The following is a 25,585-nucleotide window of genomic DNA, read 5'->3' as shown; positions in this document are numbered from 1 at the left end:
AGGATCACACCACCACCTCCCAGCGTGGCCCGGTTCGACAGAAAGCCACCGACACGGCAGTTTCCGGAAGAAAGTCCCACCGGGCCCGCGACACCGGGCCCGAAGCTCTGTTGACAGCTCATACGGCGCAGTCGCGGAGACAGTTCACTCCGGATCGCACGCCTACCCGCGCGGGGGATGGCCGCACTCCGGAGGCCCTCGCGAAAAGTGACCACACGCTGGGGGTCCAGGACTCGCCTCAGCAGAGCGCGGTCGCCACCGGACACAACGAGAAGAGCCCCGCCTGCGTTTCCGCAAACAGGGCTCTTCCGCGATTCGGGTGGGCGATACTGGGATCGAACCAGTGACCTCTTCGGTGTGAACGAAGCGCTCTCCCCCTGAGCTAATCGCCCGCTCGGGGTGTTGTGCGTAACTGTAGCGCACTACTTCAGAACGCCTGCAAACGGGTGGTCCTGAGCGACCACACTCCGCTTACCGGCGAGTACGGAACGAACAACCCCGAGCTAACCGGGGTTGCGGGGCCCGGGGGCCGCCCGACACGACGTTCGACATCCGTGCGACGGTGCTACCACGCGGCGATCAAACCGCGCAGTATGGACAGGTGAGACCCTCGCGGGCGCGTCCGTCGTACTGCGTGCCGCGGGTGAACCACGGACGACAAACAGGGGCCGATGCGCCCGGACGGGTGATCTGCGGCTTACCCGCGACGGAATCGGCCTCCCGGTGCGTCCCAGTGGTGACGCCCTCGGCCAGGCCGGGCCGGGAAGGGAGACGAGGGGTAGGACGATGCGCAACGATCACGTGACGCTCCGCTCGACGGCGGTCTTCGACCTGCTGGCGCCGCGGACGCCCGCGGTTCCGGTGAAGGTGGAGCTGCGCTACGACACACGCGACCCGTACGCGGTCGTCGCCGCCTTCCGCACCGGCCGCGCCGGCTGGGTCGAGTGGGTGTACGCCCGCGACCTCCTCGCGGACGGCCTCCTGGCGGACGCAGGCGACGGCGACGTCCGCATCCGCCCGTCGGTCGAGGACCCGGAATCGGTGCTCATCGAGCTGAACTCGCCGTCCGGGCACGCCATGTTCGAGGCGTCCGCCCAGGAGCTGGCCGACTTCCTCGACCGCACCTACGACGTGGTGCTGCCGGGCAACGAGCACCTGTGGGTGGACGTCGACGACGCCCTGACCCACCTCATTCCGCACGATCTGGCCTGATCACGGCGCCGCAACGGCCAAGTGACACCCCGGTGTCAAAGCCGTTTGCGGGGTTCGATATGGTTTTTGCACACCACGGCGACGGGGTGAGGCGCACAGCCTCAAAGCCCCGAAGCTGCGGAGTGCGGATGTAGCGCAGCTGGTAGCGCATCACCTTGCCAAGGTGAGGGTCGCGGGTTCGAATCCCGTCATCCGCTCGGTAGGCTTCTCGAGGCCTGGCACGGTGGAGTGGCCGAGAGGCGAGGCAACGGCCTGCAAAGCCGTGTACACGGGTTCGAATCCCGTCTCCACCTCGCGCGATTAGCTCAGCGGGAGAGCGCTTCCCTGACACGGAAGAGGTCACTGGTTCAATCCCAGTATCGCGCACCACCTGAAACTGCAGGTCAGAAGCCCTGTCCCTCCCCGGAGGGGCAGGGCTTCAGTCGTCAGTCGGCGATAATCCGGTGACGGCACCCAGCGCCGGGATGGCCCTCCCGGACCGCAGATGCGGGAACCAGGACACCAGCTTCGCCCGCTCCCCTGGGTACAGGGACGCCTGTGGGGTTCCAAAAGGCAGTCACCTGCCCTGACCAGTAGCTTTACGCGGCCCGTTCGTACTCGCTAATCAGGCCTCCGAGGAGTCGCTGTCGCTTGATCTGCTGAGAGCCGAGGTTCGCCATGGGGTAGGTCGGGCGGGGTGGGCGAAGCTCGCGGGACCGGTGCGGCCGTCGACCGTTGTAGTGCCGGAGGTACTCGGCGAGCGCGGCGCGCAGATGCCGCTCGCTCACGATCAACATGCGATCGGTGAGCTCGGTCCTGACTGTGAGCACGAACCGCTCGGCGTAGCAGTTCGCCCGCGGGCAGCGCGGAGGGATCTTTACCGTCTCGACGCCGACGTCGGCCAGAACAGTGTCGAACGAGGCCGCGAACTGACCAGCCCGATCGCGGACAAGAAACCTGAACTCGCCGACTCGATCGCCGAGATCCATCACCAGGTTGCGGAACTGCTGCGTAGTCCACGCGCCGTCCGGATTCGTGGTCGTTCCCAGGATGTGGACGTAGCGGCTGCCGACCTCCAGCACGAAGAACACGTAGATCCGCTTCAGGGTGAACGCGCAGTCGACGTGGAAGAAGTCGCACGCCAGCGCCGTCGCCGCCTGCGTGCGCAAGAACTGCCGCCAGGTCGTGTTGTTCTGCCGGTCCGGAGCGGGTGGTATCCGCGCACGCTTCAGGATCCGCCGGATCGTCGAGGAACCGACCCGGTGACCAAGCTTGGCCAGCTCACCCTGAATTCGCTTGTATCCCCAGTGGTGATTCTCCCTGGCCATCCGTTGGATCAGGTCGGTGAGCGCCTCGTCGACGGGCGGACGGCCGGCTCGGTATGGGTAGGTCCACTTCCCGGCGACGAGGCGCCGGTGCCAGCGCAGGATCGTGCCCGGGGTGACCAACCGGTGTGCCCGCAGCCCCGTGGGCAGCAGCCGAACCAGCGCGGCGAGAACAGCCCGGTCAGCCCAGTTCAGGCGAGGTTTCGGGTTGCCTCGGCGCAGCACGGCCACCTCGTGGCGTAACACGAGCAGCTCGACGTCCTTCGACGCCGACGAGCGCCCAAGCAACACCAGCAGGCTCACCAGCCGGAGGAAGATCAGGTAGAGCAAACGCAGCGCCATGGCTGGCGATCATGCTCTGCCCATTGAACGCGCCCGCCACCGCAGGTCAGATCCACGAACCGACTTATGGAACCCCACAGGGCCTGGGCCGACCAACTACGCCCCGGCGACCTCCGGCTGACCGACCTCAAACGCACCATCCACGCCTGGACCCGGCTCGGCCGACCAGGCCGGGAGCGACTCGGCCTCACCGTGTACCCCAGCCGCCCGCACCGCGTCTGGCTCGACCAGCCCGACAGCCACAGCCATTGGGACATGCACGTCAAGTCAACGGACGCCGCGGGTCAACAGGCCGAAAGCGAACTCGTCGATGTCCTGACCCCAGTGGTCAGCGACGTTCTCAAACCATTCCTGGCTGGCCCGGGCCACCTGCTGCGCACTGGCGACGACCCGACGTCGCAGCGTCTCGTAGTCGGCCAGACCGGCCGAAATGTCGCCGTGCTCTTTCAGGCAGTACGCCAGAGTGCGTGCATCCGCCATCGCCAGATGTGTTCCGGACCCGACGGAATAGTGCGTGGTGTGCGCCGCATCCCCCAGCAGTACGATGTTGCCGTCCCGCCACGTACGGTTGGCAACTGTCGCGAAGTCGAGCCATCGCGAGTTGCCGAGAACGATTCGATGGCCTCTCAGCACCGCCCCGAACGTGTCCGAGATCCAATCGGCATCGGGCAGGCCCACGTCTTCCCACAGCGACCTGGGTATCTCCACGATAATCGACGAGGCGGATTCACCGTACGGGTATCCGTGCAAGTGCACGATCCCGCGCGGAGTACGGACGAAAGCGAATTGAAACGCCCTGAACTCGCGGTCGGTACCCAGCCAGATATATCTGTTGCACCCCCACGACAGGTGCGTGCCGAAAGCGTCCGCGCGTGCCTTTCTGACCGCCGAGTTCGCACCGTCCGCGGCGACCACAACATCGTAACTTTCGGAAAGAAACTCGATCGACGCGGCGTCCCGATTCAGATGCAGCGTGACCCCGAGCGTTGCACAACGCTCCCGCAGAGTGTCCAACAGCCGTCGCCGACCCATCGCCGCAAAGCTGTGACCATGCGACGTGACCTGCCGGTCGTCGACACGGATATCGATGTCCGAGCAACACGACATTCGTGCCTCAAGCGCCGAAAACGACGACCCGTCGGTGCCGCCTACGTCACCGAGAAGACCAGCAGGCAACACAACACCGAAGCCGTCCCTTCCCCCAACGGGCCCGCGATCCCACAGATCGATATGCCAGTGCGGCTCCAACTTCTTCCCCACAGCGGCGAAGAAGAGACCACCCGGACCACCCCCGACAACAGCGATGCGCATCCTCTTCACCACGTCAACCTCCCGAGATTAGGAGTACGGGGTTACCACATCGATCGGACGCAGTAGCGTGCCGAGCATCCGCAGAGAGAACGTCGTCTCGAAATGTTCTCTACGCAGTCCAGCCAACCCGCGCAGCCGCAATCGCTCCACGACTGCCGGCGCCCTTCGGAGGCGCCCTCCCGCACCAAGATACGTGAGAGCCAGGTTCGAGACCTTCTCCTGGTGCAGCTCGCCCATGACCTCGACTAGGACCTCTTCGTTCCTCGTCCGGCACGGCAGCCGCGGCACCGCACCGCTGCCGGGAAACCATTCATCCGAAACCTGACACTGCGCCGTCCTCCATCGATAGACATCCGGTGCGCAAATCCTGCGGTCCGCGAAGACGTGCGCCGTGATGAACTCGTGTACATCGAATACAGCTGCGCCGTCGGCGAGAACGACATCGGCACGGACCCTGTCCTCCGTCACCGTCACGGTGGCGTCCAGGACGCCCGGGGCATCCACCAGGCACGACCGCAGCACATCGGTCTGCACCCACCTGTTCGCGACGAGCCGGCTGCCTACATGAAGCCGGTCCCTGTCGCGGAACAACTCCCGCGCGGTCGCCACCCGCATCGACAACCGCCTGGCCAGCCGCACAAACCGATACACAATGAACGGCAATTCCAGCGCCAAATCACGGGAAATCACCTTGTCGTCCGCCAGGATATTCATTCGAACATCACTGTCGTTGAGTTGCTCCAAGATGAACACCGGGGACAGGCAGTCGACCATGTTCTGGCCAATGGAGCTGACAGCTTGTTTCTGCCCCTCCACAATTTCGGTCACCTCGGCCGCCATCTGTTGCAGTGGGATATAGTCAAAATATGTCGGAGCGGCACCGCCGATTCCGCGCCGCTGCAGGATCAGCGCATCGCGATCGATGTCGGACGAGAAGCCACACTCCATCAAGGCCATGTAGGCGTCCAATGAATTTCGGCGCATTTCCCGCAGTGCGGACAGGAACGTGTCCTCGGCTCGAATGCTGATCGATTCTCGAACATTGAAGGTCCGGCAGGCGATCTCCCTGCTTTCGAAGCTGTCCGTGTACACCACATTGGCCAGAAGTACATTCGACTGGCCGGACAACTGCGACATTGCCCACGCCACCGCGAACTTCGCGCAGACTGTGCTACCGACACCCGCGTCATCTCCGAGGACCTCGAGTTCAGTGCCCAGCCCCGGCACCGCCGTAGCGGCGCAGTAGTGGGAATGAGGTACCGTTGACCGGACAGCGGGCACCACGGCCTGCGGCGCTTGGGCCCACCCGGCCGTACGTTGCTCGTTGCCGGTCCGGCCGGTCTCCCCCGTCAATGTGAACTGACGACCGACCACCGGTAGCGGCGGATCCCACTCCGGGTCAAGGATCGCCGAGCTCAGATCCGTGCGCCACACCGCCATTCCGAACGCGTCCGCCAGGATATGTCGCAGATACAACCGCACCGACGACACGGCCCCGCCGTCGACGGCCAACACCATTTGCCACAAGTAGCGACCGTCCGATACCGCGCCGCCGATTTCCGGGGCGAACTCCGGCGAGCCGCTGTCGACGATGGTGACCGGTGGCGTGAAGTCGATCGGGTCCGTCACCATCCGCACCGGATCACCGGAGGAATCGATGCCGAAATTCGAGCGTAGAATCTCGTGGCGCGCGCATAGTCTCGCTACCCCGTCGAGCACGTCCGACGCACTGGACCGTACATCCAGGTCCCATTCCTCCCGCAGCACGACATCCTGACCGTCCTGCCCCATCCAGAACAGTGTCAGCCAGCCCTGGAGCTCGATGTCGGTGAGATGCTCGACCCGCACTACCGGCTACCTCTCCCACCGCAACTCGACAGGCCATTCACGTACGAGCGAGCCGAGGTGCGTGTTGAGCCACCGGAGAGTTCGGTCGATCTCGTTGAGAAGTGACGCGACGTGGGAATCCCCCAGAGCGTTGCACCAGTAGAGCCTGACGACCAACTCCTCGGCAGTGAGTGTGCATGCGCACTCGAGGTCGAACTCCAACGCGGACCCCGCGACCGGAATGTTCTCACTGTTCACACCCTCGATCGAGATCCGATGGTTCCGGTCGGATGCGTCGTCGACGCCGAAGACGACCTGCACGACCGGCGGTCGGCCGACCGGCCGCAACTCCGGCAGCGACGCCACGAGTTCCTCGAACGGGATCGACCGCACCATAATGCCCGACATCACGCTGCCGCTCGTCGACAACAAGAGATCCTCTGCTGTCATGTCCTCGTCGAAGGACAGTGCTACCGGAACCAGATTGACGAAATATCCGAATTGGTTCTCGACAGATTCGTCGCGAGTGCTCATCGCCAGTCCGACGATGTACTTGTCCTTCCCGGAGACCCGGTACAACACGCCGGACACTACCGTGAGCAGTGTGCTGAAGGGCGTTACGCCCATGCTTTGAGCGTGCTCCAGAAGCGCGCCGACCTGCCGGCGCGGAATGGAAATGACGGAGCTGCCCACGAGCGGACTCTCATCCGTCGGCGCCGGGAACTCGATGATGTCGGCTCGCCTCAGTTCCGCGAGGCGATGAGTCAGCGCCTCAACGTACTCCTTTGACCCCAGCCAGCGCCGCTCTTGTTCGACTCGGCGCATCGGCAGTGCGTAGGTGGCGGCAGTACTCCGTCTGCCCGCTGCACAGTCCCGGTACAGGCGAGTCAGTTCTGTGCACAGCATTCTGTGGCTTTCTCCGTCCGTCACGGCATGATGCAGCCGAACCGCCAGTACGGCACGCTGTGCGTCGAGCCGCAGCAGGGCAGCGCGGACGAGTGGGGGGTCCGAAAGGTCGAAGGGTGTATTTCGCTGTTCAGAGATCCAAGTGTCGATATCCGCCGCTGTCACCGGTCGCCGGCTCCAGTCCTCGACGTCCAAGGCGGATTCGTCGGTCGGCGCCTTGGTGTACTGAACGACGGAACCCTCAACCTGGAGCAGTCCGGTGCGCAGCACCTCGTGTTCCAGCAGCAGATCGCGAAAGGCTTCATCCAGCACCCGGATGTCGATCGGTCCGGACAGCAGATAGGCATACACGTTGACGTACATCGACTTGTCGGGCTTCAACGTCCAGCTGAGCCACATGCCTCGTTGTGCCGGGGATGCCGGCCGGTAGAACGCGCTGTCGGCCGGCGGCACGACGCTCATCTCCCGAACACATTCTTGAGGGACCGATCGAGATCGTATGATCGGTCGACGTCCTCGGCCACCACGGAATAGATCAGGCCGCCTCGCCCATCGAACGCGGTGTTGAGAACGACACCTTCCCTGGATCGGTCGTCATACGCCAGCCCGGAGGCTTCCAGGCGCTGGCTGGCGTCGCTGAACGAGGTCACCGACCAACCAGATGGCCAGAGTCTCTCCATGACCAACCTGTCCTTGCCGAAGGCGTCGCCCACCACTCTCCGACCTATTCCGGCGTGGAGGTGCGTCGACCCCGTGATGCGCGCATTCCATTCCGTGAAGATGACTTCGCGGTGGTCGTTGACAATGGCGTCGGGCGACACCGTTCCGCGATAGCCGAGCGCTTGCAGAGCATGCGCCAGACGGTCGGCCCCATCGAACAGATCCGCACGCACGGAGTCTTCGAGGTCTTGCGCCGGCAGTACCTGTCCGGCCATCAGCGGAGCCAGGAGCAGCTCTCCGTCGCAGTCGAATCGAACGCCCTCATCGGTACACTCGAACTCGGCGATCAAAGTGGTACTTCCCGGATAGTACCGCTCGACAATCGAGCGGGCCCGTCCTCCGCTGCTCAGCCAGTCCCATCTTTGCGCGACGTACGCGTCGATCTCGGAATCGTGGGACAGCTCCACGACTCGCGGAGCTCCGATGGGCTGGACCCGCTTTCCCAGACTGACTATCTCATTTCCTCTGCCCGCCTGGATCAACTCGTGTTTGAACATGACCACGCCGTACTGTTCCAACAACCGGCGTGCTTCACGGATCATGTCGGTGCGCGTCGTGCAGATCGCACCGGGCGCGATCGGGACTCCGCAGCCGGCGGCAGCGGCGCGAAACAGAGCTTTGCTGGAGCCGTACCGGCCTCCGGACTGCCTGATAAATCCATAGCCCGGCAGTGCATGTTCAAGACCCAGAATCTCGGCCAGCACGCCGACCGCCGGATCGGGCCACACCGGCACCATCCGGTCGACCCCGGCCCGCTCGACGGCGGTCCACAACGCCGCGACGACGTCTGGATGCAGCAGGGTTTCGCCGGAGACCTCTGCCGTGCCCGGCAGGTAGTCCTGTACCACGACAATTGTCCACGAGCGCGGCTCGACACGAAGCATCCGCCCCACATACCGCAGGAAGTCCCAGTCGGGAGGTTCGCCCAGCACGAGCACGTCACCGTGCTCGGCGAACCACGCTATACGCTGTACCCACCAACCGGTGGACGCGTCGTCGCTTCTGATCTCGTCGATGAAGTCGTTTCCGATGAGGAGTTTCGTCATGTCAGGGCGTGGCCTCAGCGGCGTCTTTCAGCAATTGTCCGACGTTTCGGATCGTTGGCTCCCGAAGCACATCTTCAACCTTCAGCCGTTGTCCGAACTCCTCGCGAACGAGGGTGATCATCCGCAACATCTGCAACGAGTCGCCCCCCAGCCGGACGAAGTTCTCGTCGAGGCCCACGTTGGATCGACGGAGGAGTGACTCCCAGATCCTGGTCAACCGCTCCTCGACATCCGTCCGGATGTCGGGTATTTCGTCGACCGGCGCCGTCGACTGCACATGGCGCTCGAGCGCTTCCCAGTCGATGTGGCCTGATTCGTCGCGCTGCAGCAGATCGACGACGTGTATCCGAGATGGGACATGTCCGGGTTGCAGGCGCTCCCGTAGGTACCGGTACAATTCTTCGGTATCGACGCCTTGCTCTACGACCGGCACCACATAGGCCTTGAGTTCGGAGGCCTGCCCGCTGCCGGAAGAGGACTTGACCGTCACCGCCGCCTGCGCCACGGTAGGATGGCGGCGAAGCTGGGTCTGGATCTCCACTGCGAGGGACGATCGGGCGTCGGAATGATCGACCATTCGGGGATTCCTTCCTTAATGCTCATCGACCAGCGCCAGGGGTACGCCGTCGACCCGGCTGGTGTCCCGTAGTCTCCGTTTCGCATACTTGACGTTGTTGTCGACGGATGCCGATCCACTAGCCACGGCTCACATGGGATATGGGCGGAGAAAAGCTCGTCGTCACATGCGGGCGGCGGCCGATTTGGGAGACCTTCAGGTGCTCCCTGCGCAGCATGGACACGGCGGCGGTGAGCCATTCGGTGGCGAACCGCGCACCGACGCAGGATCCTGGCCCACTCCCGAAGGCCAGCAGCTCTCGCGGAGAAGTATCCTGCCAGCGAGCAGGCTTGAACGAATGAGGGTCAGCCCAGAAGTCCGAGTGACGCTGAATCGCATACAAGAGTACGTGGAGATTATCGCCGGCCAAGGCGGAGATTGGCCCGATCGCCTGATCACTCGTCACATTGCGTCGGAGCCGCCACGAAGGGGGCCACAGCCGTAGGCACTCCAGCGCAATCCACTGGGGGTCGACTTCGTCAAGCTCCGAGCGCGGCAGCGGCCCGCGCAGAGATACTTGGTCCTGCGAGAACAACACTGTCAACAGCCAGGCCAGGGCGATGGACGTGGAAGCCACGAATGCCGCCGTCCGGCGCAGGTACAGGTCTCCGATTCTAGCCAGAAAGTCCGGCTCGTCTTCGAAGCCCAGATTCGCTGGAAAAAGTTCGGGCCAGGAGTTCGCTATACACTTTCCTGCTGCTACCGAGCAGTTCTCGAACAGTCGCTCGTTCCGGCGTTTCGTGATGGTGCCCAGGATCGTCGGCAGGAACACGCTCTCAAAGAAGGTGCGTACGACACGCTCGAGTTCTGGATCTTCCCCGCAACCCATGGGAACCTTGAGACCGTCAACCAGGCTCTGAACGCAGGTCGCATGCAGATCCCCGTCGGCAGAAAGGACACGCCGCAGGGCGATCTCTGCAGACTCCACCGGATCCTGCTCGTAGAGCCGCTGCACCACCCACCGGTTCAGTGCCCTCCGAGCCTCGTCAGGAAGTGGCCCCAGACCGCTGCGCCAGAAGGGCGGCGTGCGCGCCACCGACTCCCCTCGTTCGGCCAACACCGAGCGAGCAAGTTCCGGATGACACACGACAATCTCGCCGGAGATGGTGCGATATGCCATCTTGCCGTAGCATTTTTTCTCGATCCTAACCATCTCTTTCCAGAGGTTGTCAGGATGGGAAAGCAGGCGCACCATCTAGTCGCTGACCCTTGCCAGTCGAAGCCTGCTCACCCTAGGAGTATCGACAGGAAACAGTGGCACCAGATTCCAGCGCAGACTCTGGTCGCCCCCCATGATGGGAGCCATGAAACGAATCGACCGCATGACCCATTCCCCCATTTAACCTGGCACTGATATCTCTTTTTACTTTAGACTGAACAATTTTGTGTGTCAAGAGTGGCCCTCCTCTACGCATTAGTCCGACCTAGTGACTCTTCTCGTAACCTCGATGCGGTGAGTGATCTTCGCTGTCGGCAGGAGAGGCTGGTCCCGCGATGAAGTTGCGTGACAAGCCCGAGGGCGGCGGCTCGGCCGGATGGGGTCGCCTGCGGGTGCGGGTGGACAGGCCGATCCCGAACGGGTAGGACATCATCGAAGGTCCGCGCCGAAACGTGGGGTTCACGGCCGCTTCTCACGTGCTTAGATCGGGGGCTGGATGGCCAGATCGCAGTTCGCCGCACACACACCTCCTGTATCCCGTTGAGGATGGTAGCTATGGCCTATGGCCACTCCGCTCACGTCGATTCGTTCTCCCGAGACCACCTGCCGGCCCGGGAAACTTGGCCGGAGCTACTCGACACCTCGCCGTCGTACCCGGACGTCCTCAATTGTGCGAGCGTCCTCCTGACCGAAGCGGTGGAGCGGTTCGGGGCTGAGCAAGTGTGCATGGTGGACGATGCCGGGACGTGGACCTATGGCGAGCTCGCCGACACCGTCGACCGGCTCGCCCGGGTACTGACCGAGGTCTACGAATTGGTTCCGGGAAATCGCGTTCTACTCTACGGATCCAACTCGCCTTGGCTGGTCGCGTGCTGGTTCGCGACCGTGATGGCAGGCGGGGTGGCCGTGACGGTCGCGCCGGACCTCCGGAGCAAGGAGCTGGCCACGATCGCCGGGCTCAGTTCGGCTGGCCTTGCCCTGTGCGACGCAGGGGGCAGGTCCGAAGTGCTCGCGGCCGGTGTCGCCGGAATGACCCTCGCCTGCTTCGGCGACGACGACCCAGAGAACCTGTGTGGCTTGGCTCGCCGCGCGGAGCCCGGATTTGCCGGCGTTCCGACCGCGGCTGACGACGTTGCCCTCATCGCATTCACCTCGGGCACGACCGGTTCGCCCAAAGGATGCATGCACTTTCACCGAGACGTGCTGGCCGTCTGCGACACCTTCAGCACCCAGGTGCTGGCGCCGAGGTCGACCGATGTGTTCGCCGGCACGCCACCACTAGGTTTCACCTACGGCCTGGGCGGCCTGGTACTGTTCCCCTTTCGGGCCGGAGCGCGCACCGTCTTCCCGAGTTACCCCGGGCCGGCCGGCCTGCTGGAGGCCATTCCCAAGCACCGCATCTCGGTACTGTTCACGGCACCATCGGCCTACCGCGCACTGCTCGACCACATCGCGGATGTGGATCTGAGCTCCCTGCGCCGATGCCTGGCTGGCCAAGGTCGTGGACGAGAACGGGCAAGAGGTGCCCGACGGGACGCCGGGTCGGCTCGCCGTTCGCGGCCCGATCGGCTGCCGCTACCTGTATGGCGACCGTCAGTCCGAGTACGTCAAGTACGGCTGGAACATCACGGGCGACACCTACGTCCGGGACGCCGGCGGATACTTCTGGTACCAGGGCCGGTCGGACGACATGATCATCTCCGCCGGTCACAACATCTCCGCCGTCGAGGTCGAGTCCGTCCTGCTCACTCATCCGGCAGTCGCCGAGGCTGCGGTGGTCGGTAAACCCGACGATGAGCTCGGCCAGGTGGTGGCCGCCTACATTGTCATCCGGACCGGCCACCTTCCTGGCGCGGAGCTGGCGACGGAACTGCAGGACCACGTCAAGCGCTCCATCGCCGCCTACAAGCACCCGCGGCACATCGACTTCATCAAGAAGCTACCGCGGACCGCCACGAACAAGCTGCAGCGGTACAGGCTGCGGGAAGGCGAATGAGTTCACTCGCCGTCCGTCCCCTCCATCGCGTCGAGCTCACCGCCCGATGACCCGGACGCAGCCGCCGTGGCGGCGGTGTCTGCCGGCGTAGCACCGACGGTCGGCCTGGCCGGAGGGCCGGCCGGTGGGCGCCACGGCACCGGCAACGACGGCGTAGTTCGGCGCCGCCATGCGGGTCGTGACCCGGGTGAGGGTGGCTTCGGCGAGCGTAACGGATGCCCCGAAATCGCGCGGCGAGCCGGAAACAGGCTGCTCGACGCTGGAGAAACAAGCTGCTCGACGGCAGGTGGGACGGCGTACGAGAGGCTCCGACGCGGGCCGTCCGAGCCTGGTCGACAGTCGCGAAGTACCACCCGATTTCGTGCATGGCTGTGGCCACCCGGTGGAATGATCTTTTGCTGGAGCAATCCACCGTGGTCACGGAGTGGCGAGTCGAAGGCTTGTCATCGAGGTGGCTGCGGCCCGTGGTGGCCGAGTTCGATTCGCCCCGGGGTCCACCGGCGACACGGCCGGTCGACTCCGGCAAGGCCATGAGCTGCGGGTGATGGCCGCCCTGGTGGGCCTGCGTCGGTGTCACCGGTAGCCCTGTGATTGGTGGCATTGGTTCACTGCGTGGACCGGTCGCACTACGCGCACCGCAACGACATCTGCCCCTTGCCGGCAACCCATGGAGGTCGAGCGCGATACCGCGCGCACCTGAAGAAGTGGCGGGGCCCGGTCTGTCGTCACGGCCACTGCGAACCATCGACGCAGGGCACACCGCCGCCGGATCGCTGCCCGGCCATCCCCCATCGACCGCGAAACATCTTTCACGGCTGTACTGTCGAGATGACCCCCGAACGAATTCCCTGGGCACCCGCCACCCTGTCGCCGACCACGCAGGACTTCGCTGACGACCTGCCATCCCGTCGTGCAGTTAATCAAAAACGAAGCACACTCAGGCGTCGCACTTCGTCAGCCGAAAGCAAGAGTGGCCTAACTGTAGTGGTAGTGGAAACGACCAGTGGGGTTCTTGCGCATAAGACGACCAAACCCCGCAGCACGAGCGATAAAACGAATCGACCGCATGGTCCACCTCCTCCCTCACCGTTCATATTACTGTTTAAGGAGCATTTCTGACGGTATAGCAGTCAACTTTGCATGTCAAGAGGATCACTCGCAGAGTAGTTGCGTTCCCGCACAGTCAATAGTCCATCACGATGATTTTCTGAACGACGCTCCGGCCGGAATGCGCGGCCCATTGGCGCTATGCGGCTACAGAAAGTGCTCCCCGTGGTGGCCGTGGTCACCCAGGGTGGCCAGAACGCAGCCGGTCCACGCCTGCAGGAACCTTCACGGACGTTTACGTCCCAGCATGGGCGCGATTGGCTCGCCCTTCTATCAACAGACCGAAATCCTGCTGGTCACGGGTATGCTCCTCGGGCAGACTCCGGGTACACTCCCCGGATAGACACATCGCTGGGGCTTGACGGATCGTCGAGTGTGGATCGACAGACAGTCGGACAGCGCGCTTGTCGTCGGCACACGGTAGCTGCGTAGCGACAGGGGGTACGTAACCGTGGTGTACAACCGCCAACAATTGGAGACGCTCGTCGGACAGGAGTTTGCCCGGGTGTTACGGGTGGACACGGTGCGCGGCGACGATGATTTCTTCTTGCTCGGAGGGCATTCCCTGCTCGTCGTACAACTGGCCCAAGCCATACAAGCCCAAGGCATAGATTTCGACTATGACTTCGTATTCCATGGGAGGAGTGTGCGGGGTGTCGTGGAGTGCATCCTTAACTCGTGTGACGCAACCGTCCAGCAGGCATCCCCCCACCCCGCGCAGACTGATACCTCTCCGCGCCTGTGAGCACCGCAGAAGTCGATGCGTCGACGGTCACCGACGGATTTGCCGCTTCCGAGCCAAGAACCAAAATCGCGAGTATGGAATCTCTGACAGACCTGCTGCGCCGCCGTGCCGTCGAGGCGCCCGCCTCGATCGCCGTGGTCAGCGGCGACGACCAGGCGACCTACAGTGATCTGGACCGGGCGAGTGACGCCGCGGCACGTCGCCTGCTTCGTGCCGGGGTGCGCCCAGGCGAACTCGTCGGCTTGCTGGCGGATCGAGACATGGACACAATCGTTCTTCTCCTGGCCATTCTGAAGTGCGGCGCGGCGTATGTCCCCCTTGATCCGGGCTATCCCCGGCGTCGGTTGAACTTCATCGCCGAAGACGCCCAGATGACCCACATCGTGGGTGCACGGCGCACCGCGATAGCGGTGGGACTGCATGACCATCGGTTCACTGACTGCGACGCGGACGCCGCCGCCGACGATCCGACCCGTGTCGACCGATTCGACCGCCCGGCGGGTGACAGCGCAGCATACGTCATATACACCAGCGGTTCCACCGGAACACCCAAGGGGTGCGTGGTGACCCACCGCAACGTCCTCGCCATGCTCGACGGTGCACTGAACCTGTTCGACGTCTCACCGCACGACCGATGGGCGGTGGTCCACTCGTTCTGCTTCGACTTCTCGGTGTGGGAGCTTTGGGGGGCACTGTCCACGGGCGCGACCGCCGTACTGGCGCCGTGGAAGACGATCCTCGCCCCTGGGACGTTCGTCAGCTTCCTGAAGGAGAATCGGATAACGATCCTCAATCAGGTCCCCTCGGTCTTCCGCTACTTGGCGCAGGAGTGGATGGCGACCGATGATCGCCCGGCGGACGTTCGATACCTGATCTTCGGCGGCGAGAAGGTTTCCATGGATGTCGTCGACGCCTTCGTCGCGCGGCTCGGCCCCGCCGCTCCCTCGATGATCAACATGTACGGGATCACCGAGAACACGGTGCACTCGACCTTCAAACGGCTGGATGCGGGCACCCTGGCGGGTGCTGCGGCATCCCCGATCGGAGGTGGCCTGCCACATGTTGGCGTGCACGTACTGGATGCACGCCAACGGCCGACCGGTCGGGGGACGGTCGGCGAGTTGTGGCTGTCGGGTCCGAGCGTCATCACCGGCTACCTCAACCGGGAGGACCTGACCCGCGAACGCTTTCGGAAGCTGCCCGTCGGTGGCGGCGGCCAACCCACCCGCTGCTACCACACCGGCGACTTGGTCAGGGTGCTGCCCGATGGCGAGCTCGACTATGTGGGGCGAGTCGACCAGCAGGTCAAAGTACGTGGATATCGGATCGAACTGCAGGAGGTCGAGACCATTCTCCAGATGAACCCGTTGGTGCGCGAGGCAGCGGTCGTTGCGGTGGAAACCCACTTGGGAACAACCTTGGCCGCCATGATCGTGGCGGCCGAGCCGGTGGCCACCGACGTGGTCGCACGGGTCGCCGACGACCTGCGACAGACGGCACCTGCGTACATGGTCCCTGGACTCTATCGCGTAGTGGACCAGCTCCCGTTGACGTTGTCGGGCAAGCGGGACTCGGCAGCCATCATCGCCGAGTTCGCATCGGACGCGCCGTCGGCGACGTCGCCGAGCCCACTGCCCAGGTTGCAACAGCCATGAGCGATGGGAATGGTCGAATGACTCAGCTCGTTCCGTTGCGCCGCAACACCACGTTCCAGCTGCTGTGGGCGGGTAGTGCGATCTCCTCGGTGGGCACGGAACTGACCCGCCTGGCCACGCCACTGCTGGTGTTGGCGACGACGGGGTCCGCGGTGTTGGCAGCCGTGGTCGCCGGAACACGTAGTGCGGCGGCTCTCCTCGCACAGATCCCCGCCGGCGTGTGGGTGGATCGATGGGACCGCCGCAGAACGCTGGTAACCAGCCAGGCGGTTCAGGCCGGCACGGCCGCAGTCCTGGCAGTGGCGGTCCTTGGTGGCGAGAAATGGATCTGGGCGTTCGTTCCGCTCGCGGTGGTGGACGGGATCTGCAGCTGCTTCGTTGGGCCGGTTCGGACTACCGCAATCGGTAGCGTGGTGCCTCCGCCGCAGCTCCGCCAGGCATTCGCGCAGGAAGAGGCGCGCAGCCTCGCCGCCCGGCTCGTCGGGCCGCCCTTGGGCGGGCTCCTGTACAGTTTCGGGCGCACGATACCCTTCCTCGTCGACGCGGTCACGTTCCTCGCCGCCACAATCTGTGCCGTACTTGCCAAAGTACCCCGGCGCCCGGTTCTGACATCCGAACCTTCCTCCGCCAGCTCCGCCGAGGAAGCCAGGAAGCCGAGCATGCGAGCGGAACTCGGCGAAGCGTTCACCTGGATCTGGCGGCAGCGCGGTCTGCGCAACATCACCGGCGCGGTGCTGATCCTCAACCTGATCGGCGGCGCGTTCCTGCTTCCGGTCATCGTGCTCGTCCAGGAACGCGGCGGCAGTGACGTGGCCACGGGGATCGTGCTGGCCGGGATCGGGATCGGGGGGCTGGTGGGCGCGATCGCAGCGCCCCGCACCGGCAACATCCTGCCGCCCGGGAAGTTGCTGCTGGCAGTCCTGGGGACGTTCGGCGCCTGCCTTGCCACGATGGCGCTGCCGCTGGGACCCTGGTGGCCAACGGTCCCGCTGATCTGTCTGTCGCTGGCAACACCGGCGCTCAATGTCGTGATGGGCGCAGTGTTCGTTCAACTGGTGCCCAAGGAAATGCTCGGCCGGATGGATGCCGTGCTCACCGTGTGCGAACGGTCGCTGGCACCTCTTGGCCCACCCCTCGGCGGCTTCCTCGCGGCGGCCATCGGCGGGGCGAACGCACTGATCATCCTCGGCTGCGTGCTCGTGCTGACCGCAGTCGTCGCCGCGCTCAGCCGCGAACTGCGCGATTTCACCGGCGATGATCGCCCCGTCGACGCCCCGGGCGAGGCGGCAGAGCACAGCTGACACCGACATCGTTCGGCGGCCAGAATGCATATGTGAACGCTGCCGTGATGTTGGTAACCATCATCGAGAAAACACGGGACGAACCTCCGGACACAGTCACCAGCATGCAAATGGAGAGATATGAAGCTCAATAGCTTTGACGAATGGTCCCCACTCAAAGAAGTTGTCCTGGGTTCTGCCCAGAACTACACCATGCATGAGCGAGACCTGTCCTTCGACATGTTCTTCTACGATCAGCTGGCCGATCAGAAGTCCTTCTACGACCACATGTACTACCCCCGGCTGACGCCCTTGTCCGGGCAAGCCGAGTCCGAAGCGCCCCCTCGCTTCCCCATCAAGAGGCAGTACGTCGAAGAGCTCAACGAAGACGTCGAGGGGATGGCAGACCTGTTGACAGGGTTGGGCGTCACGGTGCACCGTCCGCTGGCAGTGGACGACAATATCGAGGTCCGGACACCAGCCTGGACGGCGTCCGTAGTACCTCCGCTCAACGTCCGCGACAATACCCTGGTTCTCGGCGACGAGATCATCGAAACTCCCCCCATGCTGCGGTCGCGATATTTCGAGACCCAGTTCCTCAAGCCGATCTTCCACAAGTACTTCAACGAGGGGGCGCGCTGGACGGTGATGCCTCGACCGTTGATGACCGACTCGTCGTTCGATCCCTCCTATGTCAAGGGTGGCCTGGTCGAACTGGTGCGCGATCCCCAACCAGGCCCGCTAGACGTTGGTTTCGAGATGATGTTCGACGCCGCACAGTGCGTGCGACTGGGCAAACACATCCTGGTCAATATGACCACAGCGAACCACCGCATGGCCGGCGATTGGCTCCGTCGTCACCTGGCCGATCGCTTCACGATCCTGCCGGTCTACGCACTGGCCGACAGTCACATCGACAGCATGATTCTTCCACTTCGGCCTGGCCTGTTACTGGTGCGAACCCCGGCCATTTTCAACGCGCTCCCAGATGAGTTGCAGAAATGGGATGTCATTTATGCACCTGAACCTCAGGAGAACAACTTCCCGACGTACGACGACGACGACCTCGTACTCACCACCAAGTACATCGACCTCAACGTCCTGTCGGTCGGCCCGGACACGGTTCTGGCCAACGAGGCCAACCCGGAACTCGTCCGCACACTTGAAAGGCACGGTTTCACTGTCGGCACGTTCCGGCACCGGCATCGACGCCTCTTCGGCGGTGGGCTGCACTGCTTCACACTCGACACGGTTCGCGAAGGCTCCGAGGCCGCGGACTACCTCTCCTGAGCGGGTGCGAAATTGAGGACCACCATCCTGGGGTCAGGACTGTCCACGTCAGCTCTCGGGCTCGGCTGTGCCGGCCTTACCGCTCGAGGAATCGCCGGCGCGCGCAGCGTCCGGCGGTATGTCGCTCGGGCGGTCGAACTAGGTGTCACAATGCTGGACACCGCCGATGTCTACGGTGCCCAGCTCGGCGAGAACGAACGTCTCGTCGGCCGCGCAATCACACGGCGTAGCGATATCGTCGTGGCTACCAAGTTTGGGCTTCGTTTCGGACAGCAGGGCGCCATCCGCGTCGACAGCAGCGCCGAATGGGCGCGACAGGCCTGCCACGATTCTCTGCAGCGCTTGGGCACGGATTATTTGGATCTCTACTATCTGCACCGGCGGAACGCCGACATTCCGATCGAGGAAACGGTGAGCGCGATGGCAGAACTCGTGCGGCGCGGTGACGTCCGGCACATCGGTCTGTCCGAGGTCAATAGCCAGACCGTGCGCTCCGCGCACGCCATCCACCCCATCAGCGTGGTCCAGATCGAGTACTCTCTGCTTACCCGCTTCGCCGAACGGGAACTGCTGGGCGTGTGCCGGCAGTTGAACATTGGAATCGCCGCCTATCGTCCATTCGGCGCCGGTCTTCTCACGGGGCAGTTCTCCACACCATCAGCCTTGCGCCCGTCTGATTATCGCCGTCAAAGTCCACGGTGGAGCGAAGACAACCTGCGCATGAATCTCAAGCTGTCCGAGCGCGTCCGCTCGATCGCCGAGGCTGCGGGGTGCACGCCCGCCCAGTTGGCGTTGGCATGGCTGTGGAGCCGAGATCGGGACATCGTCCCGATCTCCGGTACCACGAAGTTCAAGCATCTTCGCGACAACGTCCAGGCCGCACAGCTGACCGTTCCGGCGGAGCTCCTCGCCCAGCTCGAGGACCTCGACCAGTACGTACTGGGAGATCGCTACTCCGCAGCACAGATGAAACTGCTCGACCTCTGACCCGATCTGATGAAGCGGGGTCGGTGCCAGGTACCGGAATTTCGCCGAAGGGATCATGGTGAAGCCCAATGATCGATCATAAGTACGTGTCGCATTTCAAGGCCTTCGGGTTCGTCGTACTCCGCGGGCTGCTGACCAAGGCCGAGGCGGCGCAGCTTCGCGCCGAATCCGTCGAGGCCCTGACGGGCGGGTACGGCGATCAAGTCTGGCGGGGCGGCACCGAGGCCGAGGTCGCCGCGGTGCCCGCTTATGTGATTCCCACCATGAACGCCGATACTCCGTTGGCCGCGAGTCTCGTGGCCGACGACCCCAGGTTCTGGCAGGCATCGCACTATCTGTTGGGAGGGCCAACCGTCCCGACCAACAGCGCAGCGGTGTGCTACCGCGCCAACACGAGGTGGCACGCCGACATGGCCGCCGATGTGCAGGGCGTCAAGTTCATGATTTACCTGGATGCGTGCTCTCCTGAATCGGGTCAACTCCAGGTGATGCCCGGATCGCACCTGATTCCGACACAGGCCGCCTTCTGGGAGCACATGGGCCAGGACCCGGACCGGCAGGGCTTGCCGATAGGGTGGCGCGATTGGCCCGTACCCTCCTATTCGATTGGAACGGAGCCGGGCGACGTGGTCGCCTTTCACTCGGGTTTGTTGCATGCGTCCGCAGGAGGAAACCTCAGGTTGGCGTGGGACACCTCCTACTTCCTCAATCCCTCCCTGAGCGGCACTGAACAGGGCGAGATGGTACGGGACGCCATCTTGTTCACCGGTGACTACTCAGGACACTCCTACGACCACGAGAAGTGGACGACATGGCGGGACTGGGTCGCCTCGGCGGACACCGATCCACGAAGGACCGCCATCCGGCGGCTGGAGCGACTCGGCGTACTGGGAGTGGACGGGGCAGACGTCGGTACTCCCCACTGGCAACCCAGGCTTACCAATCCCGTCCCGTTCTTCTCCGGCGCGCCGTACAAGCCGCGACCAAATTAGGGCAGCCGTGAATCAGGGCGTCCCAGCCTCGATGATTCGCGCTTGACGTCGGTCCGTCCCGCCCGGCTGCCTTGGTCGGTGCTGATCGGTGGGGTGGGGTTCCGGCTGTCGCGGCGGTGGGCGTGGTCTCCTTGGTCTTCCGGCCGTCGGACGGCGGCTGGGCTGGGCCGGCCGCGGGCGGGCAGGGCCCCGCGAAGTCGATCCTGTGGGTGCCGAAAACTTTGTCACATCATGCGACCTGCTGATATTCGTGGATCAGTCCACCGAGCCGATCACGCCGACGAACCCGCCCGACGCCAGCCATCCGCACGGGAACCAGCACCTGGTCGGGCGGTCGTTGGCCCAACGAGCGATGAGGTCGATGCCGGTTGAAGTGATCGACGTACTCGGCCAGCACCTGCTCCAGATGACGCCCGTTGACGAGCGTCCACAGAGAGCCTCGAGGACCTAGCTCGCTGGTCGAGTTACTTCGGTGACCAGTTCAACACGTGGCCGGCGATCGCCCGACAATGGTTGGAGCTTTGGACGGGGCAGACCATCGCGCCCGGCTTGATCAACAGGGTGGAGACCGAAGGTCACATCGCGCGAAGCGACGGCGCCGGCTTCCTCTCGGGTTGGGTTCGCCCGCTCGGCCCGATTTACATCCAGCACCTCAAAGCTGCGATCGGAAGCCGGCATCTGCCGTCGGCATGCGCTTACGCCAGTGAGTCTTCAGGACCTCCGGACGAGTGGACCTTCCTCCTTCGGTCGACACGAGCAACCGATGGTCGGATCGCTCGATGCTGAAGGCGGTGCAGGGGCACGGCGGAAGCAAGTTGCCGACCGATTGGCTCGTCCCCGTAATCCTGCTGTTCACGGAGGCAGGAGACCGACACGGGGATGAATTGTCGTGACGGACGGTACGCGCAGACCCGAGTTCCGAGCCAGATCTGGTATCGCTGCCCAACTCGACCAGGCGTGCGGAGGGAACCGCGTTCACCACATTGAGCTTGGACTACACACCCTACGACCTGTCGTCGTTTGGGCGGCACGTCGACGCTCGGCGGCGACGCGGACATCGTTGGTCGCCGCAGAATTCCGAAGAGTCGCCGCGCCGCCCTGACACGGAGTGGCACCGCCGAGTCCATCGGGCACTAGTCCATCTGTGTGATGTTCCGGCCGGCGACTCAACCAGCCTGTTTCCGATGGAGTGAACGCCGTGCAGCTGTCCTTACGCCAGAAGGCAGGAACGATGAAATCCTGGACCGCAAAGATCATGATCACCGCGACACTCACGACTGCCGGGTTGTCCCTTCCCCTGGCGTCGCCGGCATCCGCAGCTCCCAACTACTGCAGCGCCTCGAAGTACAACAACGGGACGACGGCCTACTGCTACGCGTCAGCTTCGGGGACGCAGTTCCGAGCAGTGGCCCGCTGTCGGTACCTGACTCCCAGTGGCAGCTTCGACTACTCCAACTACTACGGACCTTGGCGGACACAGGGCGACCCCCTTTCTTCCATCGCAGTTTGTGCTGCCGGGTGGAACTTCTTCGAGCCCAACGCCCAACTGAAATGATGATGCTCACCGGGACGGTCCAGTCGCCGGGATTGCGGAGCCGGCCGGCGTGAAACTGCTGATCCGATACCAGACCCTGGTCGCGACGATCAACGGCGTGCCCGTGCCGGACGCGGACCCGGACGAGGCGGCGGCACTCCGCGAGTGGATCGCCACAGCGCCGGCTTGATGGAACATCACATGTCTCGGCAACCGTGAGCGAGCCAGTCGCCTTGTTCTCGTCGAATCAGGCGAAAAACTCACCACTCTCGCGACATTCATCATATGGCTGTTAGGATCTCTGGCAGTTCACTGCCCGAGGAGCACCATGGCGAGGTCTCTGACCGACGACGCGATCGACCGGATCCGGGAGTTCGTCCGGTCCGGGCGGTTCCCCGCGGGCTCCCGGCTGCCGCCCGAGCACGAACTGGCCACCGAACTGGGCATCTCCCGCAGCCCCACCCGGGAAGCCGTGAAGGCACTGGAGCTGGCCCGGGTCCTCGAAGTCCGGCGCGGTGACGGCACCTACGTCACCAGCCTCGCGCCCAGCCTGCTGCTGGAAGGCCTGGGCAACGCGGTGTCGCTGATGGAAGGCAGCGTGCTCGAGCTGACCGAGGTGCGCCGCCTCCTGGAGCCCGCCGCGACCGGCGTCGCCGCCACCAGGATCACCGACGCCCAGCTCCGCACCGTCGCCGAACTGCTCGACGCGATGCAGGAGGCGGTCGAGGACGTCGAGCGCCTGACGGTGCTCGACGCCGCGTTCCACCGAGCGGTGGTCACCGCGTCGGGCAACGAAACCCTGACCGCGCTGCTGGACGGCATCTCCTCGCGCACGCTGCGGGCGAGGATCTGGCGCGGCACCGTCGACCGAGGCGTCACGCACGTGACCCTGGCGCAGCACAAGGCGATCTACGACGCCCTGGCCGGGCGCGACCCCGCCGTGGCCACCGCGGCCGCGCTGATGCACGTGGACACGTCCGAACGCTGGCTGCGCGCCCACCTGGCCGAGCTGCCGATCCTCGGCGAGCAGTAGCGGCTCAGCTCTGCCGCTTGCCGCTGGTGATCCGGGACATCACCAGCGCGACCAGGATGATCGTGCCGTTGAGCGCCCCGATCCACTGCGCGGGCACCCCGGCCAGCGTCAGCACGTTCTGGATCATGTACAGCAGCAGGATCCCGGTGAAGGCCCCGAAAAGCGTGCCTCGGCCGCCGTTCAGGCTGACCCCGCCGATCACCGCCGCGGCGAAGACGGTGAAGATGTAGCCGTTGCCCTGCCCCGCGGCCACGGACGCGAGCCGGCCCGAGAGCAGCAGCCCGCCGAGCGCGGCCAGCACACTCGCCCCGATCAGGACGATCCACACGACCCGATCGGTCCGGATGCCCGCCGCCTTCGCCGCGTCTTCGTTGCCGCCGATCGCGTAGAGGCTGCGGCCGAACCGGGTGTGGCCGAGCAGGACGACGCCGCCGGCGAACAGCAGCACGCAGATCCAGATGGACGCCGGAATCCCGGCCCACAACGTGGTTCCGAGGTAGAGCATCGCATCGGGCATGCCGAAGAACGTCTGGCCGCCGGAGATCCCGGTCAGCAGGCCGCGCAGCACGATCAGCATGCCGAGGGTGACCACGAACCCGCTCAGCCCGAACCGGACGATCAGCAGGGCGTTGAGCGCACCCACCAGGACTCCGACGACGAGCACCAGCGGCACCGCCGTCCACGCGGGCAGGAGGCCGAGCGAATGTCCGCCGTCGATCGTCAGCCAGGCCGCCACGCCGGGAGCCAGGCCGAACGTGGACTCCAGCGACAGGTCCATCCGGCCGACGACCAGGACCAGCGTCTGGGCCAGCACGAGCAGGGCGATCTCCGACATGGTCTGCAGGATGTTGATCACGTTGTCGTACTGGAGGAACACGGGGTTCACCAGCTGGCCGACCACGGCGATCGCGACGATCCCGGGTACCAGCGCGAAGTCGCGCACACGGGCCAGCGCGATCCGCCGCGGCGGCCGGGTGGCGGCGGGTTCGGTCCGTGCCTCGGCACGCACGGCGACAGGGCTATCCGGCATCGAGATCGACTCCTTCCATGGCGGCCACGACCTCGTGGTCCGGCCGGCCGGCGGGGATTTCCGCGGTGAGCCGCCCGCGGACCAGCACGAGCACGCGGTCGCAGAGGCGCAGGTCGTCCAGCTCGTCCGAGGCGATCAGCACCGCGGTGCCCCCGGCGGCGGCCTCGGCCACCTTGCCGAGCAGGAACTCCTTCGACCGCACGTCCACCCCCGCAGTCGGGGTGATCAGCACGAGCACCCGGGGATCGCCGGCCAGGGCCCGGGCCATGACGACCTTCTGCTGGTTGCCGCCGGAGAGCGCCGACACCGCCAGTTCCGGCCCGGGCGTCTTCACCTCCAGCCGGTCGATCAGCGCCCCGGCCAGCCGGTCGCGAAGACCGGCCCGGACGAAGACGCCGGGACCGAGCCGGTCCATGACGGACAGGGTGGTGTTGTCCGCGACCGACATCTCGGGCACGAGTCCCTGGTGGTGGCGGTCTTCCGGGACGAAGCCGATCCCGGCGGCGAGCGCCGCCGGGACGTCGCCGGGGCGAGGACGGTGTTCCCCGACGAGGATGGTTCCCGAACCGGCCTTTCGCAGCCCGGTCAGCGTTTCGGCGACCTCGGTCTTACCACTGCCGCCGGCCCCGGCCAGGCCGACGATCTCCCCCGGCGCGACGTCGAAGGAGACGTCCTCGTACGTGGGAGCGAGGCTCAGCCCGCGCACCCGGAGCACCGGCGGCACCCCGAGCCGGGCCGAGGACGCGCGTTCTTCTGCCACGACGGCGTTCTCCCCCGTCATCGCCGCGACGAGGGCGGCCTTCGGCAGTTCGGCGACCGGCGCGGTCAGGACGTGCCGGGCGTCGCGGAAGACCGTGACCGTGTCGCAGATCTCGTACACCTCCTGCAAGTGGTGGCTGATGAACAGGAACGTCACGCCCTGGCGCTGCAGGTCGGCGATGTGCCCGAACAGCCGGGTGATGGCGCCGCCGTCCAGCTGCGCGGTCGGCTCGTCGAGGATGACGAACCGCGCGCCGAAGGACAACGCCCGCGCGATCTCGACGAACTGCCGCTGCTCGACCCCGAGCTCACCCGCGGGCCGGCGGACGTCGACGTCGACCGACCAGCGTTCGAGCAGCTGGGTGGCCGCCCGGCGCACCGCGGACCAGCGGACGAATCCGCGCACGGTCTCTTGCCGGTTCAGGAACAGGTTCTCCGCCACCGACAGGTCCGGGATGATCGTCGAGTGCTGGTACACGCAGGCGACCAGCGACCGCCAGGCGTCCCGATCGGACCGTCCCGGCGCGGGCTCGCCGTTCACCTTCAGCGAGCCGGAATCCGGTTGACCCAGGCCGGTGAGGACGGAGACGAGCGTCGACTTCCCGGCACCGTTGCGGCCGACGAGCGCGTGCGTCTGTCCCGGTAGGACGGTGAGGTCGGCGTGGTCCAGCGCGACGGTGGCGCCGTAGCGCTTGACCACCTGCCGCGCTTCGACGACCGGCACGGTACCCATG

The 25,585-nt window shown here is 64.9% G+C and carries 19 protein-coding genes, 4 tRNA genes and 1 pseudogene; 13 read left to right on the top strand and 11 right to left on the bottom strand.

Going from position 1 to position 25,585, the window contains the following annotated elements:
• Positions 1–320 precede the first annotated feature (320 nt).
• Positions 321–392, bottom strand: a tRNA-Val gene (locus tag OG570_RS33020).
• Between the two features lie 394 nt (positions 393–786).
• Here OG570_RS33020 and OG570_RS33015 point away from each other — a divergent pair.
• The 4 genes from OG570_RS33015 to OG570_RS33000 all read left to right on the top strand — a co-directional run bounded on the left by OG570_RS33015 (position 787) and on the right by OG570_RS33000 (position 1,581).
• Positions 787–1,212 (top strand): SsgA family sporulation/cell division regulator, encoded by a 426-nt coding sequence (locus tag OG570_RS33015; RefSeq protein ID WP_033293569.1) that lies wholly within the window; start codon positions 787–789, stop codon positions 1,210–1,212.
• Positions 1,213–1,336: 124 nt separating this feature from the next.
• Positions 1,337–1,409, top strand: a tRNA-Gly gene (locus tag OG570_RS33010).
• Between the two features lie 25 nt (positions 1,410–1,434).
• Positions 1,435–1,505 (top strand) — tRNA-Cys (locus OG570_RS33005).
• 1 nt (position 1,506) lies between these two features.
• Positions 1,507–1,581, top strand: a tRNA-Val gene (locus tag OG570_RS33000).
• A gap of 209 nt (positions 1,582–1,790) precedes the next feature.
• Here the strand turns inward: OG570_RS33000 and OG570_RS32995 are convergent.
• From OG570_RS32995 to OG570_RS32965, 7 genes are all read right to left on the bottom strand, one after another.
• The gene (locus OG570_RS32995) at positions 1,791–2,858 is read right to left on the bottom strand and encodes an integrase core domain-containing protein (protein ID WP_326952955.1); all 1,068 of its coding nucleotides are present in this window, start codon (positions 2,856–2,858) and stop codon (positions 1,791–1,793) included.
• A gap of 267 nt (positions 2,859–3,125) precedes the next feature.
• Entirely contained in the window at positions 3,126–4,169 is a 1,044-nt protein-coding gene (locus OG570_RS32990) for an FAD-dependent monooxygenase (RefSeq protein WP_326952954.1), read from the bottom strand.
• 27 nt (positions 4,170–4,196) lie between these two features.
• Positions 4,197–6,017 (bottom strand): hypothetical protein, encoded by a 1,821-nt coding sequence (locus OG570_RS32985; protein ID WP_326952953.1) that lies wholly within the window; start codon positions 6,015–6,017, stop codon positions 4,197–4,199.
• Between the two features lie 6 nt (positions 6,018–6,023).
• Positions 6,024–7,364: a condensation domain-containing protein gene (locus OG570_RS32980; protein WP_326952952.1), complete on the bottom strand. Its 1,341-nt coding sequence runs from the start codon at positions 7,362–7,364 to the stop codon at positions 6,024–6,026.
• The gene (locus OG570_RS32975) at positions 7,361–8,668 is read right to left on the bottom strand and encodes a peptide ligase PGM1-related protein (RefSeq protein WP_326952951.1); all 1,308 of its coding nucleotides are present in this window, start codon (positions 8,666–8,668) and stop codon (positions 7,361–7,363) included. The genes OG570_RS32980 and OG570_RS32975 overlap by 4 nt, the downstream gene beginning before the upstream one ends.
• A 1-nt stretch (position 8,669) precedes the next feature.
• The gene (locus OG570_RS32970; protein WP_326950059.1) at positions 8,670–9,209 is read right to left on the bottom strand and encodes a phosphopantetheine-binding protein; all 540 of its coding nucleotides are present in this window, start codon (positions 9,207–9,209) and stop codon (positions 8,670–8,672) included.
• Between the two features lie 154 nt (positions 9,210–9,363).
• Positions 9,364–10,479, bottom strand: a complete 1,116-nt coding sequence (locus tag OG570_RS32965; RefSeq protein ID WP_326952950.1) for a cytochrome P450 — start codon at positions 10,477–10,479, stop codon at positions 9,364–9,366.
• A gap of 510 nt (positions 10,480–10,989) precedes the next feature.
• Here OG570_RS32965 and OG570_RS32960 point away from each other — a divergent pair.
• The 8 genes and pseudogenes from OG570_RS32960 to OG570_RS32925 all read left to right on the top strand — a co-directional run.
• Positions 10,990–11,880, top strand: a pseudogene (locus OG570_RS32960) (AMP-binding protein); the annotation flags it as partial.
• A 64-nt stretch (positions 11,881–11,944) separates the two neighbouring features.
• Positions 11,945–12,439 (top strand): AMP-binding enzyme, encoded by a 495-nt coding sequence (locus OG570_RS32955; RefSeq protein ID WP_326952949.1) that lies wholly within the window; start codon positions 11,945–11,947, stop codon positions 12,437–12,439.
• 1,558 nt (positions 12,440–13,997) lie between these two features.
• Positions 13,998–14,291 (top strand): phosphopantetheine-binding protein, encoded by a 294-nt coding sequence (locus tag OG570_RS48430; RefSeq protein WP_442788207.1) that lies wholly within the window; start codon positions 13,998–14,000, stop codon positions 14,289–14,291.
• Positions 14,288–15,946, top strand: a complete 1,659-nt coding sequence (locus OG570_RS32945; protein ID WP_326952948.1) for an amino acid adenylation domain-containing protein — start codon at positions 14,288–14,290, stop codon at positions 15,944–15,946. The genes OG570_RS48430 and OG570_RS32945 overlap by 4 nt, the downstream gene beginning before the upstream one ends.
• Positions 15,947–15,963: 17 nt before the next feature.
• On the top strand, positions 15,964–17,247 hold the full coding sequence (locus OG570_RS32940; RefSeq protein WP_326952947.1) for an MFS transporter: 1,284 nt from the start codon (positions 15,964–15,966) through the stop codon (positions 17,245–17,247).
• A gap of 120 nt (positions 17,248–17,367) precedes the next feature.
• On the top strand, positions 17,368–18,516 hold the full coding sequence (locus OG570_RS32935; RefSeq protein ID WP_326950065.1) for a glycine amidinotransferase: 1,149 nt from the start codon (positions 17,368–17,370) through the stop codon (positions 18,514–18,516).
• Between the two features lie 12 nt (positions 18,517–18,528).
• Positions 18,529–19,503 carry an aldo/keto reductase gene (locus OG570_RS32930; RefSeq protein ID WP_326952946.1) on the top strand — a complete coding sequence of 325 codons (975 nt, stop codon included), beginning with the start codon at positions 18,529–18,531 and terminating at the stop codon, positions 19,501–19,503.
• 68 nt (positions 19,504–19,571) lie between these two features.
• Complete coding sequence (locus OG570_RS32925; protein ID WP_326950067.1) at positions 19,572–20,495, top strand: phytanoyl-CoA dioxygenase family protein; 924 nt, start codon at positions 19,572–19,574, stop codon at positions 20,493–20,495.
• Positions 20,496–20,724: 229 nt separating this feature from the next.
• On the opposite strand, the gene OG570_RS32920 is transcribed toward OG570_RS32925, so the two are convergent.
• Entirely contained in the window at positions 20,725–20,901 is a 177-nt protein-coding gene (locus tag OG570_RS32920) for an integrase core domain-containing protein (protein WP_326960230.1), read from the bottom strand.
• A gap of 1,456 nt (positions 20,902–22,357) precedes the next feature.
• On the opposite strand from OG570_RS32920, the gene OG570_RS32915 reads away from it, so the two are divergent.
• The gene (locus OG570_RS32915) at positions 22,358–23,062 is read left to right on the top strand and encodes a FadR/GntR family transcriptional regulator (RefSeq protein ID WP_326950068.1); all 705 of its coding nucleotides are present in this window, start codon (positions 22,358–22,360) and stop codon (positions 23,060–23,062) included.
• A gap of 4 nt (positions 23,063–23,066) precedes the next feature.
• On the opposite strand, the gene OG570_RS32910 is transcribed toward OG570_RS32915, so the two are convergent.
• A complete protein-coding gene (locus OG570_RS32910; RefSeq protein WP_326950069.1) occupies positions 23,067–24,092 on the bottom strand; it encodes an ABC transporter permease in 1,026 nt (341 codons plus the stop codon).
• Positions 24,082–25,584: a sugar ABC transporter ATP-binding protein gene (locus tag OG570_RS32905; RefSeq protein WP_326952945.1), complete on the bottom strand. Its 1,503-nt coding sequence runs from the start codon at positions 25,582–25,584 to the stop codon at positions 24,082–24,084. Before OG570_RS32905 ends, OG570_RS32910 begins: the two co-directional genes overlap by 11 nt.
• Position 25,585 lies beyond the last annotated feature (1 nt).

Source organism: Amycolatopsis sp. NBC_01286, assembly GCF_035982555.1.
Taxonomy (GTDB): domain Bacteria; phylum Actinomycetota; class Actinomycetes; order Mycobacteriales; family Pseudonocardiaceae; genus Amycolatopsis.
This window is presented reverse-complemented; position numbering and strand designations above follow the sequence as displayed.

What these genes read in the sequence shown, in the direction of transcription:
- OG570_RS33015 (WP_033293569.1), top strand. Translation starts at nt 787, where the DNA reads ATGCGCAACGATCACGTGACGCTCCGCTCGACGGCGGTCTTCGACCTG.
- OG570_RS32995 (WP_326952955.1), bottom strand. Translation starts at nt 2,858, where the DNA reads ATGGCGCTGCGTTTGCTCTACCTGATCTTCCTCCGGCTGGTGAGCCTG.
- OG570_RS32990 (WP_326952954.1), bottom strand. Translation starts at nt 4,169, where the DNA reads ATGCGCATCGCTGTTGTCGGGGGTGGTCCGGGTGGTCTCTTCTTCGCC.
- OG570_RS32980 (WP_326952952.1), bottom strand. Translation starts at nt 7,364, where the DNA reads ATGAGCGTCGTGCCGCCGGCCGACAGCGCGTTCTACCGGCCGGCATCC.
- OG570_RS32975 (WP_326952951.1), bottom strand. Translation starts at nt 8,668, where the DNA reads ATGACGAAACTCCTCATCGGAAACGACTTCATCGACGAGATCAGAAGC.
- OG570_RS32965 (WP_326952950.1), bottom strand. Translation starts at nt 10,479, where the DNA reads ATGGTGCGCCTGCTTTCCCATCCTGACAACCTCTGGAAAGAGATGGTT.
- OG570_RS32940 (WP_326952947.1), top strand. Translation starts at nt 15,964, where the DNA reads ATGACTCAGCTCGTTCCGTTGCGCCGCAACACCACGTTCCAGCTGCTG.
- OG570_RS32935 (WP_326950065.1), top strand. Translation starts at nt 17,368, where the DNA reads ATGAAGCTCAATAGCTTTGACGAATGGTCCCCACTCAAAGAAGTTGTC.
- OG570_RS32925 (WP_326950067.1), top strand. Translation starts at nt 19,572, where the DNA reads ATGATCGATCATAAGTACGTGTCGCATTTCAAGGCCTTCGGGTTCGTC.
- OG570_RS32915 (WP_326950068.1), top strand. Translation starts at nt 22,358, where the DNA reads ATGGCGAGGTCTCTGACCGACGACGCGATCGACCGGATCCGGGAGTTC.
- OG570_RS32910 (WP_326950069.1), bottom strand. Translation starts at nt 24,092, where the DNA reads ATGCCGGATAGCCCTGTCGCCGTGCGTGCCGAGGCACGGACCGAACCC.
- OG570_RS32905 (WP_326952945.1), bottom strand. Translation starts at nt 25,584, where the DNA reads ATGGGTACCGTGCCGGTCGTCGAAGCGCGGCAGGTGGTCAAGCGCTAC.